This is a genomic window from Rubricoccus marinus, assembly GCF_002257665.1.
GTDB lineage: Bacteria > Bacteroidota > Rhodothermia > Rhodothermales > Rubricoccaceae > Rubricoccus > Rubricoccus marinus.
Genome location: NZ_MQWB01000001.1, coordinates 2,986,925 through 3,004,061, shown reverse-complemented (window position 1 = coordinate 3,004,061; position 17,137 = coordinate 2,986,925). Strand labels below are relative to the sequence as shown.

Below are 17,137 nucleotides of genomic sequence, written 5' to 3'. Positions count from 1 at the left end.
TCATCCCCGCGAACGCGGGGATCCAGAGTGGTGGGAACGCTCCACCGGTCCACTACTGCGGCGGCAGACGTGCGCCAGAGGTGGGGCCTTCCTTCCCTGGTGCGTCCAGGCACGTCGTCGACCCCACAGGTCGCCACCCTGGATTCCCGCGTTCGCGGGAATGACGGACCGGGAGGACCGGAGCGGGGCGTGACGGCTGCCTCACGGTGCCGTCCCCTGCTCGCCTCTGGCGTTCGCCGCTACCGAGCCTCTGGCGCCAGAGGCCCCGCGCCGCTGCGAGGCGTAGAGCGAGCCGGGCGCGACACCGGCGCGCCTCTGCCCATCCCTCGTCCCCCGTCCCCCGTCCCGCAGCGCGTTCGCCAGAGGCGCGAGGCGACTCCGCACCCTGAGCGCTGCCCCAGCGCCAGAGGCCCCGCCGCCTAGCCGATGGCCTCGCTCTACGACATCTCGGTCCGGCGGCCCGTCTTCGCGACGGTGCTTTCCATCGCCATCCTGATCGGTGGCATCATCGGGTTCATGGAGCTCGGCGTGCGCGAGTACCCCATCGTGCAGACGCCCGTGATCTCGGTGCGGACCGACCTGCGCGGCGCGAACGCGTCGGTCGTCGAAAGCCAGATCACCGAGCCCATCGAGGAGTCGGTCAACGCCATCGACGGGATCCGGTCCATCACGAGCACGAGCAACCAGGGCCGCAGCACGGTCCGCGTCGAGTTCGACCTGGGTGCCGACCTGGACGCCGCCGCAGCCGAGGTGCGCGACCGCGTGAGCCGCGCCAGAGGCCGCATCCCGTCGGAGGCGGAGGAGCCGGTGATCTCGAAGTCCAACTCGGACGGCGACCCGGTCATCTTTCTCAACCTCGCGTCCGAGCAGTACAACCTGCTGGAGCTCTCCGAGATCGCGGACAACTTTTTCGCCGAGCGCCTCCAGACCATCGACGGCGTGGCCAGCGTGGACATCTGGGGCGACAAGCGCTACGCGATGCGGATGTGGATGGACCCCGCCGCGCTCGCCGCCTACGGCCTCACGCCGGGCGACGTGCGCCGCGCCGTCAACGAGCAGAACATCGAACTCCCGGGCGGCATCATCGAGGGCGATCAGGTGGAGCTCACCATCCGCCCGCTCACGCGCCTCTCCACCGTCGAGGAGTTCGAGAACCTGATCCTCAAAAACGACGGGACCACGCTTGTCCGCTTTTCCGACGTGGGCCGCGTCGAGCTCGCGGCGCAGAACCAGCGGACGGTCCTCAAGCGCGATGGCGTCGCGATGGTCGGCGTCGTCCTGAGGCCTCTGGCGGACGCCAACTCCATCGAGATCGTCGACGAGTTCTACGACCGTCTGGAGGACATCCGGCCCGACATCCCCGAGGGCATCGAACTCGGCATCGGGTTCGACAACACGGAGCCCATCCGCGCCTCCATCGAGGAGGTCCGCAACACGGTCTTTATCGCGCTGGGGCTCGTCATCCTCGTCATCTTCGGCTTCTTGCGCGACTGGCGGACGACCATCATCCCGGTCCTCGTCATCCCGGTCTCGCTGATCGGCGCGTTCGGCGTGATGGCGCTCGCGGGGTTCTCTATCAACGTCCTCACGCTGCTCTCGCTCGTCCTCGCGATCGGCCTGGTCGTGGACGACGCGATCGTCGTGCTGGAGAACATCTACGCCAAGATCGAGGAGGGCATGGAGCCGATGGCGGCGGCCGTGGTCGGGACAAAGGAGATCTACATCGCCGTCATCGCGACCACGCTCGCGCTCGTGGCGGTCTTCCTGCCCATCATCTTCCAGAGCGGCGTTATCGGCGCGCTCTTCCGCGAGTTCGGCCTGACCATCGCCGCGGCCGTCGTGATCTCGTCGTTCGCGGCGCTCACGCTCACGCCGATGCTCTCGTCCAAGCTGCTCAAGAAGCGGGACAAGAAGCCGTGGGTCTATCGCAAGACGGAGCCGTTTTTCCAGCGCCTCAACGACGCCTACCGGAGCACGCTGGACGCGTTTCTCAAGGTCCGCTGGATGGCGTTCGTGGTCATGCTCATGGCCGCTGGCGGCGTCTACCTCCTGTTCACGAACCTGGAGAGCGAGCTCGCGCCCGCCGAGGACCGCTCCCAGATGCGCGTGAGCGCGAACGCGCCGCAGGGCCGCGGCTACGCGTACATGGACGCGTACATGGACGAACTCGTCGCGCTGATCCAGCGGGAGGTGCCCGAGATCGAAGCACTCATCTCGATCACGTCGCCCGGCTTCGGCTCGTCGGGCTCGGTCAACTCGGGCTTCGGCAACGTCATCCTCGTAGACCCGAGCGAGCGCGAGCGGACGCAAGAGGAGATCGCGAACGGCCTGCAGAAAGCACTCAGCACGCTTCCCGGCGCGCGCGTCAACGTGAGCCAGCCCGCGACGATCCAGACCTCTGGCGGGCGAGGCTCGCCGGTCCAGTTGGTGATCCAGGCGCCCAACCTTCCCGCGCTGCAAGAGGCCCTGCCGGCGTTCATGGAGCGCGCGATGCAAGACCCCGCCTTCCAGTTCGCCCGCGCCGACCTGGAGTTCACGCTTCCCGAGCTTCAGGTCGAAGTCGACCGTGACCGCGCCCAGGCGCTCGGAATCCCGCCTCTGGCGGTGGCCGAGGCGCTCGCGGTCGCCCTCAGTGAAGGCCGCTTCGGGTACTTCAACCGCGACGGCGAGCAGTACGAGATCATCGGGCAGGTGGAGCGCCGCGCGCGCGACACGCCCAACGCCATCCAGGGCATCTTCGTCCGCAGCGCCGCGGGCGTCCCGATCCCGCTCTCCAACCTCGTCACGCTGACGGAGTCGGCCGCGCCGCCGCAGCTCTACCGCTTCAACCGGTTCACCGCCGCGACCGTCTCCGCCGAGCCCGCCGAAGGCGTCTCCCTCGGAGACGCCATCGACGCCATGGAGGCCATCGCGGACGACACGCTGCCCGAAGGCTTCTCGACCGCGCTCGACGGCCAGAGCCGCGACTTCCGCGAGACCGGCGGCTCCATCTTCATCATATTCGGCCTCGCGCTGGTCCTGATCTACCTCGTGCTGGCGGCGCAGTTCGAGAGCTTCCGCGACCCCGTCACGATCCTGCTCACCGTTCCTCTGGCGCTCTTGGGCGCACTTGGCGCGCTGTACGTGTTCGGGAGCACGCTCAACGTGTTCAGCCAGATCGGGCTGGTCATGCTGATCGGGCTGGTGACCAAAAACGGCATCCTGATCGTGGAGTTCGCCAAGCAAAAGCGCGAGGACGGCCTGAACCGCCGCGAGGCCGCCGCCGAGGCGTCGGCCGCCCGCTTCCGCCCGATCCTGATGACGGCGTTCTCGACCACGCTCGGCACGCTCCCCATCGCGCTCGCGCTGGGCTCGGGCGCCGAGAGCCGCGTCCCGATGGGCCTGGCGGTGATCGGCGGCTTGGTCGTCGGCACCTTCCTGACGCTCTACGTCATCCCGGCGCTCTACACCTACATCGCGAGCCCCGACGTGGCGCCCTCGCTCGGCCAGGAGACCGAGGACCCGCTGGCCTCTGGCGACGCAGACCACGACACGGCGGAGAACACCGTCGCCTCTGGCGCCAGAGGCCCGAACTCCGGCTCTGGCGACGGCGCGACCTCTGGCGTGCCCGAGACGGGCCCGCTCCCCGCCGCCGAAGCGGGTGGCGACGGCGCCCCCGGCGATGCCGCTCCCGACCGCGCCGCCCCGGCGCCAGAGGCCGCCCCCGATCCCACCGACGACCGCCCCGAGCCCTCGTGACCGACTCCGTGAGGCGCCTCGCCCCGCTCGTCCTCCTGCTCGTCGCCTCTGGCGCGAGCGCGCAGGACCGCCCCTCGCTCCGGCAGGACTCGCTCCCGCCACTGCCCGACTCGCTCCGCCTCTACGGCGGCACGCTCCCCACGCGCCCCGCGCTACCGGGCTTCGACGCGCCCGCACCCGCGGTCCGGCTTTCGTTGCAGGAGGCCGTCCAGATCGCGCTCTCGGCCAACCCGGACCAGGCCATCTCCGAGTTGGAGGCCGCGCGCGCCGTCAACGACGTGACGCTGGGCAACGCGGGCTACCTGCCGACGGTCGACGCGAGCGCGGGGCTGATCGGCTCGCGAAGCGGAAGCCTGTTCGGCGGCGGTGGCGGTGACAGCACGGGGGCCTCCTCTGGCGGCGGCGGAGGCCGTGGCTCGACGGTTCTGGACGCGAGCCTCGCCGCCACCTACACGCTTTTCGATGGCGGCCTGCGCGATGCCACGCTGGACCGCTTGCAAGCCGAGGCCCGCCGTTTCGCCTACCTCGCCGACGCCGACGCCGAAGCACTCGCGCTCGACGTCTCGGCCGCCTACCTCGACGCCGCGCGCCAGAAAGCTCTCGCGGACGCCTTTGCCGAAGCCATCGAGGTTTCGGAAGACCGCCTGCGGCTCGCGCAGGCCGAGGTCCAGATCGGGACCGCCGCCGAGATCGACGCCGCGCTCGCGCTCGCGGACTACAACGCCGACCGCGCCGCGCTTCTCCAGCAGCAGGTTCTCGCCGCTGGCGCCCGCGCCTCGCTCGGCGGACTCCTCGCGCTGCCGACGCCAGAGGCCGTGATTGTGACGGACTCGCTCGCGCTCGGCGGGCCTCTGGCGCTCGACGCGCTCGTCACTCAGGCCGTGGACGGCAACCGGCGCGTGCTCGCCTTCGAGGCGGCCGAGCAGGTCGCGGAGCAGGCCATCCGGCAGGTCCGCTCCGAGTGGCGCCCCACCGTGCGCGCCTCGGCGGGCGTCGGCCTCACGCTGTTCAACGACGGCTTTCTGCCGCCGGGCCTCTCGCCCACGCTCGGCCCCGACCTCCGCGCCGGCCTCACGGCCTCGCTCCCCATCTTCGACGCGGGCGAGCGCCAGAGGCGCCTCCAGAATGCGCAGATCGCGCTCCAGCAGAGCGAACTCGCGACCTCTAGCGTCCGCGTCTCCAACCGCGCCCGCGCCGCCCGCCTCGCTGCGACCGCCAGAGGCTTCCGCGCGCTTGCCGAACTGGAAACTCTCAACGAGACCATCGCGCGAGAGAACGTCCGCGTGGCCCTCGCCCAGCTCCGCCTCGGGTTTATCACGCCCGTCGATCTCCGCCAGATCCAGCTCACGCTCGTGGACGTGCGCCGGCGCCGTGTAGAAGCGGTCTATCAGGTCGGCCTGGCAGAGGCCGAGTTGCAACTCCTGGCAGGCACGCTGCTGCCGCCAGAGGCCAACGTGTCGCCGGAGATCCTGGACGGCATCGACCCGCGCACGCGGCGGTAGCCTCTGGCGCCAGAGGGTTCCTGGCGCGGTCGGCCTCTGGCGTGGGGCTGCGTTAGCCTGGGAGGACTGCCATGTTCTCCCAAGTGTGTCATCCCGAACGGACGTGAGGGATCTAGCCACGCCCGACTTCGTGGTTGCTTCCGGCCACTAGGCCTCTGGCGAGCATCCTGCACGAGGGCGTATGCGATACGCCCCTACGGGAGGTCATGGGGACCGGAAGCCACAAGGCCTCTGGCGCCAGAGGCGAGCGGTCTGCTACTGGCCACTCCCCACTGGCCCATTCCCCGCAATTCCCCGGTCCCCCGCGTCCTCTGGCGCGATCCTGAGCGCCAACAGACACGCCAGAGGCCATGCCCCTCCGCTACACGCTCCAGGCCGAGTGCCCCGAGACCGGCGCCCGCGCCGGAACGATCGAGACCGACCACGGCACGATCGAGACGCCCATCTTCATGCCCGTCGGGACGGCGGGCAGCGTCAAGGCGCTCTCGCCGCGCGCGCTGACCGAGGACATCGGCGCGCAGATCATCTTGGGCAACACGTACCACCTGCACCTGCGGCCGGGGCGCGAGGTGCTGCACGAGTTGGGCGGCCTGCACAAGTTCATGTCGTGGGACGGACCCATCCTGACCGATAGCGGCGGCTTCCAGGTGTTCTCCCTCGCCGAACTCCGCAAGATGAGCGAGGAGGGCGTCCGCTTCCGCAACCACCTGGACGGCGCGTACCTGCACTTCACGCCCGAGAACGTGATCGACACGCAGCGCGACATCGGCAGCGACATCATGATGGTGCTCGACGAGTGCCCGCCCGCGACGGTCGACATCGCGACGGCGCGGAAAAGCAACGAGCTGACCGTCCGCTGGGCGAAGCGCGCGTTTGAGCACTACCACAACACGACGCCGCACTACGGCCACCATCAAGCGCTTTTCCCCATCGTGCAGGGCGCCGTCTACCCCGAAGTCCGCCGCGAGAGCGCCGACGCGCTGTTGCAGCTGGATGCCGAGGGCTACGCGATTGGCGGCCTGAGCGTGGGCGAAACGGCCGACGTGATGTACGAGATCGTCGAGGTGGTCAACGAGGTCCTCCCACACGACCGGCCGCGCTACCTCATGGGCGTCGGCACGCCGCAGAACCTCATCGAGAACGTCGCCAGAGGCGTCGACATGTTCGACTGTGTCATGCCGACCCGCAACGGCCGCAACGGCTCGCTGTTCACGACGGAGGGCCTGGTCAACATCAAGAACAAGCGCTGGGAGCGCTCGCCAGAGGCTATCGACCCCGGGCTGGACCTCTACGCGTCTCAGAACTTCTCCAAGGCCTACCTCCGCCACCTCATCAAGAGCAACGAGCCTCTGGCGATGGAGCTCGCCTCGATGCAGAACGTGGGCTTTTACCTCTGGCTGATGCGTGAGATGCGCGCCGCCATCCTGGAGGGCCGCTTCCCCGCCTTCCGCGCTGAGTGGAGCGAACGCGTCGCGCAAAAGGTGTAAGCGCCCCGCTCGGCGAGGCGGCCTCTGGCGCCAGAGGCCGGGCTTGCAACATGGGGTTAATGCGAGCCCCAAAAGGGCGATACGAGCCGTGTCTCACCACGATCGTATGCCTTTGCTGTTCGGCTCCTACGACCCTCTCCTCGTCGCGCTCTCGTACGCCGTCGCGACCCTCGCGTCCTTTACCGCGCTGTCGTTCGCCTGGCGGGTCGCGCGCACGACCGGCGCGGCGGCTCACCGCTGGCTGGCGGCGGGCGCGGTAGGCATGGGCACGGGCATCTGGTCCATGCATTTTGTCGGGATGCTGGCCTACCACCCCGGCATGCCGATGACCTACGACCCGCTCCTCACGGCGGTCTCGGTCGCGGTCGCCATCGTCTCGTCCGCGCTCGCGCTGTGGATCGGCACCCGACCGGGCCTGAACACAGCCGGCATCGCGGGGGCGGGCGTCGTGCTGGGCATCGGCATCGCCGGAATGCACTACACCGGCATGGCCTCTATGCGGACGCCCGCCAGCATCCGCTACGACCCCGTCCTGCTCGCCGCGTCCATCGCCGTAGCCATCGGCGCCGCGGTGGCGGCCCTCTGGATCTTCTCCAAGCTGTCCTCGCGCGAGAGGCCCCACATCGGCCTGACGTCGCTGGCCGCGCTCGTGATGGGCCTGGCCGTGTGCGGGATGCACTATACCGGCATGGCGGCGGTCATCCTCACGCCGCACGAGGGGCACGCGATGGCCTCTGGCGACGGCGCGGGATGGATGGCGCTCGGCGTCGGCGGCGGCACCGCGCTCATCCTCCTGGGCTCGCTCGTCGCCCTCCTGTTCGACTACCGCTACTCGCTCGCCGTCGCCTCCGAGGCGCGGCTCTCGCAACTCGTCGACGAGCGGACGGCCGAGTTGGAGGGGCAGCGCCGCCTTCTCCGCGCCGTGACGGACGCGGCCCCGGACGCCGTCATCACGGTCAACTCCCGGGATGTGGTGGTCGACATGAACCCGGCCACGGAGCGCCTCCTCGGCTTCCCGCGCGACGTGCTCATCGGAGCCAGGCTGGCGGACCACGTGGTCCCCGCGGCGTTCCGCGACGAGCACCGCGCCAAGCTGGCCCGCTACGCCGAGACCGGCGAACCCGGCTCCCTCCTGCAGCGCCTGGAGCTTCCGGCGCTCACCGCCAGAGGCGAGGAGATCCCGTGCGAGGTCACCTTCGTGCCCGTCGGCACGGGCTCGGGGCAAGCGCTGTTCACGATGTACCTCCACGACCTCCGCTCGCGGGAAGCCGCCGTGGCCGCCGTGACGGAGGCGAAAGAGGCCGCCGAGGCCGCTCGCGAAGCCGCCGAGGCCTCCGCCGAAGCCGCGCGAGCCGCGACGCAGGCGAAGTCCGAGTTTCTCGCCAACATGAGCCACGAGATCCGCACGCCCATGAACGGCGTGATCGGCATGACGAGCCTGCTCGTGGAGACCCCGCTCGACGAGGAGCAGGTGGAGTTTGTGGAGACCATCCGGGCCTCTGGCGACGCGCTGCTCACCATCATCAACGACATCCTGGACTTCTCGAAGATCGAGGCGGGGCAAGTGGACCTGGAAGAGGCGCCGTTCGACGTGCGCGACTGCACCGAGGCCGCATTGGATCTTATCGCGCCCACGGCTGCGGAGAAGGGGGTGGAACTGGCCTACGCCGTGGAGGACGGCGTACCGGGCCGCGTGGTCGGCGACGTGACGCGCGTGCGTCAGGTGCTCGTCAACCTGCTCTCCAACGCCGTCAAGTTCACGGCCGAGGGGAGCGTCTGCGTGCGCGTTTCCACGGTGCCCTCCAACGCGCTCGTGGGATCCCGCACCATGCTCCAGTTCGCCGTGGAGGACACCGGTATCGGGATCGCGCCGGACAAGCTGGCGGTGGTCTTCGAAAGCTTCTCCCAGGCCGACGCCTCAACAACGCGGCAGTACGGCGGAACGGGGCTCGGGCTCACCATCTCGCGCCGCCTCGCGTCGATGATGAACGGCTCCCTCTCCGCAGAGAGCGAACTCGGCACCGGGTCCACGTTCACGTTCAAAGTGCCCGTTGAGGTGGCCGCGATGGAGAGGCGCGTGTTCCTGCAGGTCAACCAGCCTGCGCTCCAGGGCCGCCGGATCCTCATCGTGGACGACAACGCCGTGAACCTGGACATCCTCACGCGCCTGGCGGAGCGGTGGGGGATGGCGCACGAGGCCGTCACCTCGGGCCCTGCGGCCCTCGCGGCGGCGTCCGTCGCCGAAACGACGGGGCGCCCGTTCGACCTCGTGCTCCTCGACGTGCAGATGCCCGACATGAACGGGGTCGAAACGGCACGCCGGCTTCAATCCGTCTTGGACAAGGCGCCCCTCATGGTCATGCTCACGTCCATCAACCGCGACGGCGCGTTGCGGGACCAGGCGAAAGCCGCTGGCGTCCACACCGTGTTGTACAAGCCAACCAAGCCAGCCGCGCTCCACGACACGCTCGTGCAGGCTCTCAGCGCCACCCATAAGGCGCAGCGCGCGAGCGCGATACCCGCTCCGGTCAACCGCTCAGCGTGGGTCGCCCGGTCTGCGGCGGCGCCGGGAGCGTCCGCCAGCGGCCCGTCCTCCGGGGCTCCCGCGCCGCGCCTCCGTGTCCTCGTCGCGGAGGACAACACCATCAACCAGAAGGTGGCGACCCGGCTGCTCAGCCGGCTCAACGTCCGCGCCGATGTCGTCGCCGATGGGGCGGAGGCCATCGCGGCCGTCCGCGCTCAGGACGCGGCGGGGTATCCCTACGCCCTCGTGCTGATGGACCTCAACATGCCCGTCCTAGACGGGCTGGAAGCGACGCGTCAACTCCGCGCTCTGGGAGCCGCCATCCAGCAGCCGCGCATCGTTGCGCTGACGGCCAACGCCATGGATGGAGACCGCGAGCGTTGCCTGGAGGCGGGATGCGACGCCTACCTCGCCAAGCCCGTCCGCTCCGAGGACATCGCGCGAGCCGTGGAAGAGACCGCCGCGGCCTCTGGCGAGCCGGTGCTCGCCGAATAGCACAGGGCTGGAACGAGGCCGAGCGCCAGAGGCCTCTGGCGAAAACAAAGCAGGCCGCTCCGAGAGGGGCGGCCCGCTGAGTACGGCTCCGTCGGCAGGGCTATTCGCCGCGCTCTTCCTTGCGGAACGGGCTCGCCCACGGCTTCTCGCCCGAGGCGCCGTCGCCGTCCGGCAGGACCACGTGCGACGTGCTCCCGTCGGCGTTCACCGCGACGGCGACCGCGCCGTTACCGCCAGAGGCCCCGTTGGAGCGTGCCTCTGGCGAGGCGTCCGCGCCGCGCGCGGCAGAGATGCGCATCGCGAGGCTGTCGAACGCGGAGTACATGACCGGCACGATGACGAGCGTGAGGAACGTCGCGAAGGTGAGGCCGGAGATGATGGCCGTGCCCATCGGGCCCCAGAACTGCGTGTTCTCCGAGCCGATGGAGAAGCCGGGGTCGAGGTTCACCATCAGCCCCACGAAGTCGATGTTGATGCCGAACGTGAGCGGGATCAGGCCGATGACGGTCGTGAACGCGGTCAGCAAGACCGGGCGCAGACGCGTTGCGCCACCGTCCACAATCGCTTCCTGCTTGTCCTCGCCGCGGTCGCGAAGCTGCTCGATGTAGTCCACGAGCACGATCGCGTTGTTGACCACGATGCCCGCCAGCGAGATCACGCCGATAAACGTCATCAGGCCGAACGGCGTCCGCGTGAGGATTAGCCCCAGCATGACGCCGATCAGGCTCAGGCCCACCGCCACCATGATGATGAGCGGGTTCTTGACCGAGTTGAACTGCGCGATCAGGATGATAGTGATGAGCGCGAGGCCCATCAGGAGCGCCGTGGTCAGGAAGCTGAAGCTCTCGTTCTGCTCCTCGTTCGCGCCGGTGTACGAGACCGTGTAGCCCTCCGGCACGTTCGCGACCGTCTCCTGCAACTCGGCCTGCACGGCCGCGAGGACCTCGTTGGCGTTCGCGCCAGGGGCCGCGTCGCCCAGGACCGTGACCACGCGCTCCTGGTCCAGACGCGTGACCGAGCCCAGCCCGGCGGCGGGGACGATTTGCGCTACGGCCGTGAGCGGGATCTGCTGGCCCTCGTCGAAGATGGTCAGGCTCTCGATCTGGCGGAGGCTCTCGCGGTCCTCCTCGCGGAGGCGGACCGTGATGTCGTACTCGTCCTTGCCGTCACGCCACTTGCTGGCCTCGACGCCGTTGACGGCGCCGCGGACACCGAGCGCGACCTGCTGCGTGCTGAGCCCGAACGCGGCGGCGCGCTCGCGGTCGATCTCGATGCGGTACTCGGGGCGGCCGCTGTTGAGGTTGTCGCGGATGTCCACGAGTCCCGGAAGGCGGCCGGCCTCTTGCGCAGTAATGAGCTGCTCCTTGATGCCGTCGGCGAGGTCCTGGATCTCCTCGAACTCGTCGCCTGAGACCTCGATGTTGACCGCGGCGCCCGTCGGCGGGCCGCCCTGGTCCTGCGTGATCGTGAGGTCGATGCCGGGCAGGCCGCTCAGGCTTTCGCGGATGCGGCGGAGCGTGTTGGAGGACTCCTCGGCGCGGTCGCCGTAGTCCACCATGTTCATCGTGATCGACGAGCGCTCGGCGGAGGCCGCGCCGCCGCCGAACATCGCGTCGCCGCCCACGCCGACGCTCGTGGAGATGTTCTCCGTGTTTGCCGCCGTTGCCGGGTCGGACTGGATCAGGCCGTTGACGCGGCTGAAGACCTCCTCCGAGACCTCGTTCGAGCGCTCGATCGTCGTTCCGATCGGCGCCTCGGCCGTGATCATGATCTGGTTCGGGTCCGTCGTCGGGAAGAACTCCACGCCCGTCGGAGCAACGGCGAACAGCCCGATCACGCCGATCAGCGTGCCGAGCGTGGCCGTGAGCAGCCGCGCGCGGTTATCCGTGAGGAAGATGTACGGCGAGTCGAAGTTCGTCCGCTTGTCGCCGGAGCCTCTGGCGGCGCCGAGCGCGCCGGCCACGAGCAGGATGATCGGGATGGCGAGCATTCCGATGATGACCTCGACGCCCTTGATGGTGGAGAAATCGATCTTGCCCGAGAACGTGAGCAGCGCGATCAGGACGAGCACGATGCCGCCGAACCACATGCCCACCTTCATGCTGGTGCGCCCGCCCAAGAACGCCGTCTCAAAGCTGTGGACGAGGATGGCGATGATGCCCACAATGAGCAGGAGACCGCCGGGTGCCATCAGGAGGAAGCCCGCCGGCGCGGCGGCGGCGTTGAGCGCCGCGCCCGCGATCAGCAGGAGGAAGCCCGCCGTAAAGGCGCCGAGCGCGAACGTGTTGCGCCAGAGGGCGCGGTTGACCGTGTAGTCGCGCTGGAGCATCCACTTCAGGAAGGCCCGGTAGGCGTTGGTCATACGCGGAACGGTCACGTTCGCGAACCGCTGGTGCGCCGGCTCCAGCGCCTTGCGGTAGAGCAGGACGAGGGCGGGAATCGCGATCGCGAGGAAGATCAGCGTCTGCCACCGCGCGATGCCGACGATGAGCGCCGTAAACGCCACGAGTCCCAGCGCGATCTTGCGCTGCGTCGGGTTCTCCTTCGCGCCAGAGGCCGCCTTCTGCGCCTTCTCCTCGGCCATCTCGCCCTCGGTCTTGACGAAGTAGCCGGCGATGACGGGGTTGATGATGAGCGCGACGAACAGCGAGGCCGTCAGCGTCACGATCAGCGTCAGCGGCATGTAGCCCATGAACTTGCCGATCGTGCCCGGCCACAGGAGCATCGGCGCAAACGCGGCGACGGTTGTGGCGGTGGACGCCGCGACGGCGAGGCCGACCTCGGACGTGCCCTTCTGCGCGGCTTCCCAGTTGGAGTAGCCCTCCTCCTTGAAGCGGTAGATGTTCTCGATGATCACCACCGCGTTGTCCACCAACATGCCCAGCGCGATGATGAGGCTGAACAGGATGATGAAGTTCAGCGTCTGGCCCATCACGCTGAAGACGAGGAACGTGAGGAACATGCTCAGCGGGATCGCGAGGCCCACGAGCGCCGCGTTGCGCACGCCGAGGAAGAACAGCAGGACCACGATCACGAAGAGGATGCCCGCGATGATGTTGTTCTCCAGGTCCTCCACGAGCGTTTCCACCTGCTCGGACTGGTCGCCCGTGAGCACGTGCGTCGTCCCGCTGGGGAAGACGAACCCGTTGATGACCTCTTCGACGCCGCCCACGACCTCGATGATGTTCTCGCCAGAGGCCTTTTTGACGTTGAGCCGGATGACCGGGAGGTTCTCGGCGTTCGCGACTGGGACGGTCTCGCCGTCCTCGTTCTCGCGCTGGAGCAGTTCGAGGCGGGCGTAGGAACTGCGGTCTTTGTAGCCGAAGCGGACGTCAGCCACGTCGCGGACGTAGACGGGTGTCCCGCCAGGGGCCTTGACGACGAGGTCGAGGATCTCGTTGGGGCTGTCGAACTCGCCGTTGACGCGGACGAGGTAGTTGGACGGGCCCACGTCCACGGAGCCGCCGGGGATGTTGGTGTTCTCGCTCTGGACCGCCGCGACGACGTCGTTGATGCTGAGGTTGTAGCCCTGCAGCGCCGCGATGTCTACGTCGACCTGCACCTCGCGCTCCAGGCCGCCGAGAAGGTCCACGCCGCTCACGCCGGGGACGGATTCGATCTCGTCCTGCAACTCCTCCGCGGTGGTGCGGAGGGCGGTGAGGCTGCCTTCCGTGAGGAGGTTGACCGTGAGGACCGGGAAGTCCGCGAAGTCGATCTCGCTCACGATGGGCTCCTCCACGTCGCTCGGAAACTCCGTTTTGGCGAGGTCCACCGCCTCGCGGACCTCTTGCGAGGCCTCGGAGATGTCTTTGTCCGGGTAGAACTCCGCGATCACGGTCGAGACGCCCTCGGTGCTCGTGCTGCGCACCTGGTCCAGGCCGGAGATCGTGGCGACCTCGCGCTCCACCTCTTGCGTGATGATGGACTCCACGTCGTCCGGGGAGGCGCCGGGGTAGATCGTCGTGATGATGATCTGCGCGAACTCGATCTGCGGCTGGCTCTCCTTGGGAAGGGAGATGTACGAGATGAGCCCGCCGATGCTGAGCGCGACCGTGAGGACGACGATGGCCGTCCGGTTGCTGATCGCGAGGTCGGTGATTTTCATCGGAGTGATGCGTGATGCGGGAGACGTGAGGAGGTTGCGATGCGAGGGGCGGGCGCCCTCACGCATCACGGATCACGAATCAGATGGTGGGTTCGGTCGCGGCGCCGTTGGGCCTCTGGCGCTGGGCCGTTTCGCTGGCGGCGCCAGAGGCCGCGGGCGCCTGGCGCTCGGTCGGCTTGACGAGGTCGCCGTCGTTGAGGCTGGTCTGGCCGGAAACGATGATGCGGTCGCCGGAGGAGACGCCGGAGAGGAGCACGATGCGGTCGCCGGCGTTGGGGCCGAGCTCGACGGGGCGGCGCTCGGCGACGGACCGCCCGTTGGCGTCGGTCACGGCGACGAAGACGCTGGTCCCGCGCTCGTCGCGGATGACGGCCTCTTGCGGGACGACGATGGCGTCCTGAAGGACTTCGCGCGCGACCTGGAGGCGGACCACCATGTCGGGCTTGAGCGTGCGGTCGCCGTTCTCGACGGCGATCTCGACGGGGAACGTGCGACTTTGCGGGTCGATGGCCGTGCCCACGAACGTTACGCGGCCGCCGCGCGGCTCGGCGCCATAGGCGCTCGGGATCACGCGGACCTGCGTGCCGACCTCGATGTCACCGGCGTAGCGCTCGGGGATGCCGGCCTTGACGGTCAGGCCGCCAGAGGCGACGAGCCGCACGACGGGCGCGCCGGGGCTCGCGAGCTCACCCGGCTCCTGCAGCCGCGCTTCGACGACGCCGCCAAAGGGTGCTACGATGCGCGTGTTGGACAGCTGCGCCTGCGCGCTCTGCACGCCCGCCTGCGCGGCGTTGACCTGGGAGCGCGCAGCGTTGAGCTGCTCGCGAGAGGCCCGCAGCTGGCCCTGCGCCTGCGCGATCCCAGCATCGGCCTGGGCGGCCTGGGCACGTGCCTGGGCGAGCTGGGTCTCGACGCCGCGGAACTCCAGAGCCGAGAGGATGGAATCGCGGTAGAGCGGAAGCTGGCGCGTGTACTGGTCCTGCGCGAGGTCCAGCTGTGCCTGGGCGGCCTGCCGCTGGGCCTGCGCGGCGCGCACGCCCGCCTCGGCCCCGGCGATGCCTGCCTGCGCCTGCGCGATCCCGGCCTGGGCCGTCGCCACGCCGGCGCGCGACTGCGCCACGCCAGCGGCCTGCGTGTTGGCCTTCACTTGCGCGACGGTTCCGCCGCGGCCGATGTACGAGCCGAGCGGGGCCACGAACGTGAGGCTTCCCGGCACGTCGGGCGAGAGGAGCGCGTCGTTGGGCGCGTCCACGTTGCCCGTCAGCTCGATGGCGTCCTCGAAAAAGTCGGGGTCGGCGAGGACCACCTCGACGGGCACGCCCGTGTCGGTGGAATCGGCGGCGCCAGAGGCCTCTGGCGCGTCGCCGGGGGCGTTGCAGGCCGCGAGGGCGAGCGCGAGGAGGGGGAGCGCGCTGAAGCGGAGCGCGGGGGCGAGGCGAGACATGGCGGAGCGGGTGAAGCGGGGCGAAGGCGTCCCGGAAGAAGTCGGCAGAGGCGACCCGCCGGGTCGCCCGTACGAGGGGAGAAGCGGGCCTCTGGCGCGAGAGGCGTCGCGTAGGGGCGCGGAATACGCCGGTGGATTGGCGCCAGAGGCGCGGGATGGGCGCGTCATCGGATCGAGGCCGTTGTCGGCGTGGCGGCGGCGGGCCGGACCGGGCCGGGGGCGATGACGGCGGTCGCGCGCTCGTAGTCCGAGCGGGCGATGAGCGCGTCGTAGACGGCCTGGAGGTAGTTCAGGCGCGCGGTGTCGAGGTTCTGGCTCGCGAGGCGCACGTCCACGAGCGAGGCTGTGCCCACGTCCAGGCGCTCCTCGGCAAAGGCGTAAGCCGTTTCGGCGGTCTGCACCGTCTGGCTCTGCGCCTCCAGCCTCTGGCGGGCGCTGCGGAGCTCGCGGATCGCGTTGGCGACTTCCAGGCGCGCGGCCTGGGTGGCCTGCTCCAACTGCACCTCCGCCTGCTGCACCGCGATGGTGTTTTGCTGCACGCGGCGGCGGGTCTGGAAGCCGTCGAAGAGGTTCCAGTTCAGCGTCAGGCCGATGCTTGCGGCGGGCTGCCAGTAGGCGTCGGAGAAGAAGCCCTCGGTGGATTCCTCAAACGTGAACGGGTCGCTGGGGTCCGGTGCGAAGACCGACGTGCGGTTGTCGGGCACATTGGCAGTGTAGGCGAGGTTGGCGAAGGCGCTGAGCGTGGGGTACTTCGCCGCCGCGGTGATGTCGCGCTGCACCTCGTTGAGCTTGATCGCGAGGCGGGCCTGCTCCAGGTCCGGGCGCGTATCGACCGCTGCCTCCAGGGCTTCCACGGTTGCGACGGTCCGGAACAGGTCGGCCTCTGGCGTGGCGAGCGAGCTTTCCAGCACCACCGGCGCGCCGACGGGCAGGCCGAGCACGAAGAGGAGTTGGTCGCGGGCCGTTGCGGCGCCGGCTTCGGCGCTTACGAGCTGCGTCTCGGCGTTGGCGAGGTCGACCTCGGCGTTGAGCCGGTCCAGCTTGGGGCTCACGCCAGCGGCCACGAGCTGGGAGAAGTCGGCGTAGGTGTCCTCGGCGCGCTGGCGGCTCGCGCGGACCACCTGCACCTGCTCCTGCGCCAGAAGCGCGCCGTAATAGGCCTGCCGGGTCTGGTGGATCACCTCGTCCTCGGCCTGTGCGACCGCCGCGCGGTTGATGTCCACGAGGCTTTTCGCGCCGCGGACCGCCGCGAACGCCGTCCCGCTGTAGAGCGGTTGCGAGATGGAGATCGAGTTCTGGAACGCGTTGTCCGTCCCGAACGGGTTGCTGCCGGCCTGCCCGGGTACGAACCCGATGGCGGCCTGCCCCTCGCCGATCCGGCGCTGGTACTCTTGGAACGAGATCGGCATCGTCGCCGGGTCGTCGTCCGTCCGGGCGTTCTCGTTGAACGCGATCCAGTCGATGGCGCCGAGCCCGCTAAAGATGTTGCCCGCCGAGGAGCCCGCGAACGGGTTGGCCTGGACGACGTTGCGCGTGTACGAGCTCGTGAGGTCGGCGCGGGGGAACAGCTGGCCGTACGCCTCGCTCACCTGGAGCTCGGCGTTGGTCACGTCGTACTGCACGTTCCGGAGCTGGTAGTTGCGCTCCAGCGCGATCTCGATGGCCTCGTCCAGCGACAGCCGCACCGCGTTCGCGGGCACAACCTCGCCAGAGGCCTCTGGCGCCGGGCGGTCGGGCATCGGCATGCGGGGCACGTCTGGGTCCGGCGTCTGCGCGAAGGCCGCGGGCGGGGCGGCGAGGAGGAAGAGGAGCGCCAGAGGCGCGCGGAAAGAGGTTCGCATG

Annotated in this window: 8 protein-coding genes; 4 read left to right on the top strand and 4 right to left on the bottom strand. The window is 69.3% G+C overall.

Annotated features, from left to right (window positions below):
- Positions 1-201 precede the first annotated feature (201 nt).
- Positions 202-384 (bottom strand): hypothetical protein, encoded by a 183-nt coding sequence (locus BSZ36_RS19020; RefSeq protein ID WP_143536891.1) that lies wholly within the window; start codon positions 382-384, stop codon positions 202-204.
- 42 nt (positions 385-426) lie between these two features.
- On the opposite strand from BSZ36_RS19020, the gene BSZ36_RS12695 reads away from it, so the two are divergent.
- The 4 genes from BSZ36_RS12695 (at position 427) to BSZ36_RS12680 (ending at position 9,746) form a co-directional block, all read left to right on the top strand.
- Positions 427-3,738, top strand: coding sequence for an efflux RND transporter permease subunit (locus BSZ36_RS12695; RefSeq protein WP_094549526.1), 3,312 nt, complete (start codon positions 427-429; stop codon positions 3,736-3,738).
- On the top strand, positions 3,735-5,240 hold the full coding sequence (locus tag BSZ36_RS12690; protein ID WP_094549524.1) for a TolC family protein: 1,506 nt from the start codon (positions 3,735-3,737) through the stop codon (positions 5,238-5,240). Before BSZ36_RS12695 ends, BSZ36_RS12690 begins: the two co-directional genes overlap by 4 nt.
- Positions 5,241-5,590: 350 nt before the next feature.
- The gene (tgt, locus tag BSZ36_RS12685; protein ID WP_094549522.1) at positions 5,591-6,727 is read left to right on the top strand and encodes a tRNA guanosine(34) transglycosylase Tgt; all 1,137 of its coding nucleotides are present in this window, start codon (positions 5,591-5,593) and stop codon (positions 6,725-6,727) included.
- A gap of 106 nt (positions 6,728-6,833) precedes the next feature.
- On the top strand, positions 6,834-9,746 hold the full coding sequence (locus BSZ36_RS12680; RefSeq protein ID WP_094549520.1) for an MHYT domain-containing protein: 2,913 nt from the start codon (positions 6,834-6,836) through the stop codon (positions 9,744-9,746).
- Between the two features lie 100 nt (positions 9,747-9,846).
- On the opposite strand, the gene BSZ36_RS12675 is transcribed toward BSZ36_RS12680, so the two are convergent.
- The 3 genes from BSZ36_RS12675 to BSZ36_RS12665 all read right to left on the bottom strand — a co-directional run bounded on the left by BSZ36_RS12675 (position 9,847) and on the right by BSZ36_RS12665 (position 17,136).
- Positions 9,847-13,851: an efflux RND transporter permease subunit gene (locus tag BSZ36_RS12675; RefSeq protein WP_179271181.1), complete on the bottom strand. Its 4,005-nt coding sequence runs from the start codon at positions 13,849-13,851 to the stop codon at positions 9,847-9,849.
- Between the two features lie 79 nt (positions 13,852-13,930).
- Positions 13,931-15,295 carry an efflux RND transporter periplasmic adaptor subunit gene (locus BSZ36_RS12670; protein WP_179271180.1) on the bottom strand — a complete coding sequence of 455 codons (1,365 nt, stop codon included), beginning with the start codon at positions 15,293-15,295 and terminating at the stop codon, positions 13,931-13,933.
- 164 nt (positions 15,296-15,459) lie between these two features.
- Positions 15,460-17,136, bottom strand: a complete 1,677-nt coding sequence (locus tag BSZ36_RS12665) for a TolC family protein (RefSeq protein WP_094549514.1) — start codon at positions 17,134-17,136, stop codon at positions 15,460-15,462.
- Position 17,137: the final 1 nt, after the last annotated feature.